Annotated in this window: 3 protein-coding genes and 1 pseudogene; 1 reads left to right on the top strand and 3 read right to left on the bottom strand. The window is 69.6% G+C overall.

The genetic code is table 11. From position 1 onward, the window contains the following. Window positions 1-266: 266 nt before the first annotated feature. Window positions 267-686, top strand: coding sequence for a hypothetical protein (locus tag ABD191_RS28635; RefSeq protein WP_030900946.1), 420 nt, complete (start codon window positions 267-269; stop codon window positions 684-686). Between the two features lie 135 nt (window positions 687-821). Here ABD191_RS28635 and ABD191_RS28630 read toward each other — a convergent pair whose 3' ends face one another. The 3 genes and pseudogenes from ABD191_RS28630 to ABD191_RS28620 form a co-directional block, all read right to left on the bottom strand. Further along, on the bottom strand, window positions 822-1,049 hold the full coding sequence (locus ABD191_RS28630) for a hypothetical protein (RefSeq protein WP_244306142.1): 228 nt from the start codon (window positions 1,047-1,049) through the stop codon (window positions 822-824). Window positions 1,050-1,058: 9 nt separating this feature from the next. Next, window positions 1,059-1,205: a hypothetical protein gene (locus tag ABD191_RS28625; RefSeq protein ID WP_167751175.1), complete on the bottom strand. Its 147-nt coding sequence runs from the start codon at window positions 1,203-1,205 to the stop codon at window positions 1,059-1,061. A 9-nt stretch (window positions 1,206-1,214) separates the two neighbouring features. After that, window positions 1,215-1,728 (bottom strand): annotated as a pseudogene (locus tag ABD191_RS28620) (XRE family transcriptional regulator); the annotation flags it as partial.

Raw genomic sequence — 1,728 nt, 5'->3', positions numbered from 1 at the left:
CGATGCCGATGCCGTACTCGACGACCCAGTCCGGGACGGGCGGCGGCTCGCGGTGAACGTCGACGGCGGCTTGCTGTTCGGCTGCGGCTATCTGCTGCCGGACCCGGTCGAGGCTCAGGGCGAGCCACGTCTCCAGGGTGCGGAGGCGGGGCAGGTCGGGCGGCAGATCGGACACATGTTCGAGTCTACGCGGTTGACGCATACCTTGACGCCGCATACCCCGCACCGGTACCCATACCTACACAAACCAACCCGAGGGGGATTTCATGACCGACACCCTGCCCCACGACGCCTATATGGACGAAGTCGCCCACCAGCTCGCCGCCTACGGCATCGAACCGGGCGCCTGCTGGACCGAGACCCCCGATGGCGAACAGCTCGACGCCGTCTTCCGCGACTGGCCCGCCGGCATCGTCGCCGAGGAGCACTGGCCGCACGGCGTCTACCTGGGATGGGACCAGCGCAACGGCTGGCTCCTCATCGAGGACGGAGGCAGCCGAAACACCTGGCCACTGTCCGAGAACTCCGGCACCTACTCCCGCCCCCGCCAGATCGCCGCCGACACGCATGCACGCCTCACCCACGGCATGGATGGCTATACCCCCGGACCGATCTGCGCGACTGGCCCCCTCTGGGACGACCGGATCGCGGCGGCAGCTGTCGCAGCGTGGGAGCAAGCCGGGTAATTCTGTGGCGCCTCGTTGTCAGTGCCCGCCGCTAGCCTGTTCGTATCCCATTCACGGGTTGAGGCGGGCTGCCTCGCTGCACGATCCCGCCCCACCGGACCCCACGGGGACAGCGCCCGGCGGGGCGGAGGTCTGTCAAGCCTCAGGTTCCGGATGCCTCACGGCCTTCTTCACCGCAGCCTCGACCTTGTTCCGCGGCTCGCCGATCTCCTTCGCGTACTCGGTCACCGCTTTCTGCACCTCGCCGGCCCGGTCCCGCCAGACAGCCCACGCCTCCGGGGACGGGTCGGCACGGACGGCCTCATGCGCCTCGTCGGAGGCACGCTGGAGCTCGATCAATTCGTCAGGGGGTTCGATAGCCACGGCCGGATTCTAGGCCGCCAGCTCCTGCTCGGCGCGTACCGCCTCAGCCCACTCCACGACGAGCCGGTGATAGCGGTCGACGTCCTCAGCCGCCAGCGAGCCACCCGCCCACAACTCGCGGATCTCAGCGTTCACGACCTCAGCGGACCGGATCATGCCCCGATCCTACGAGCCGCCACCGACATCCGGAACCGGCCGGCCAGCAGCCCACAACGTCTCGGCATGCTGGGCAAACCGGTCGAACAGCCCGTCGGGCTGGAGCCGGCGCAGCTGCAGGAGCGGCGACTCGTGGCCCAGCTGGTCCGCGATGTGCGGCGTGACGAGCGCCTCGTCATCGAACCGGAACACCGACAGCGAGATATGCCCCTCCGAGAAGCGGGCCTCCAGCCCCGGCAGCTGGCCCAGCTTCCGCAGCTGGTCCAGCGTGATCCGGATCCGCGTTGACACCGTCAACGGGACGTCCTCGACCGCCTCTCGCCGGCGGGTCACCTCCGACTCCGGGTCGCCCAGCAGGAACCGGATGCGGCAGCCGGCCTCCGCCTTCGCCCGCAGCCGTTCGGCGGCCCGCGGCTGCTCCTGCCACAGGAAGTACGACGTGTAGCCGGCGAACACGATGTCCCGATGGGCGCCGTCCAGCAGCGACGACCACACCGTCGGCGGGCAGGCGTTCCGGTACGGG

Origin of the sequence: Luedemannella helvata, from assembly GCF_039528415.1 — a bacterium.
In the GTDB taxonomy this organism is placed as follows: Bacteria; Actinomycetota; Actinomycetes; order Mycobacteriales; family Micromonosporaceae; genus Luedemannella; species Luedemannella helvata.
The sequence above is the reverse complement of the archived record's forward strand: the minus strand, read 5'-3'. Positions and strand labels throughout refer to the sequence as shown.

Coding starts and splice junctions, on each gene's coding strand:
- ABD191_RS28625 (WP_167751175.1), bottom strand. CDS start 1,205: ATGATCCGGTCCGCTGAGGTCGTGAACGCTGAGATCCGCGAGTTGTGG.
- ABD191_RS28635 (WP_030900946.1), top strand. CDS start 267: ATGACCGACACCCTGCCCCACGACGCCTATATGGACGAAGTCGCCCAC.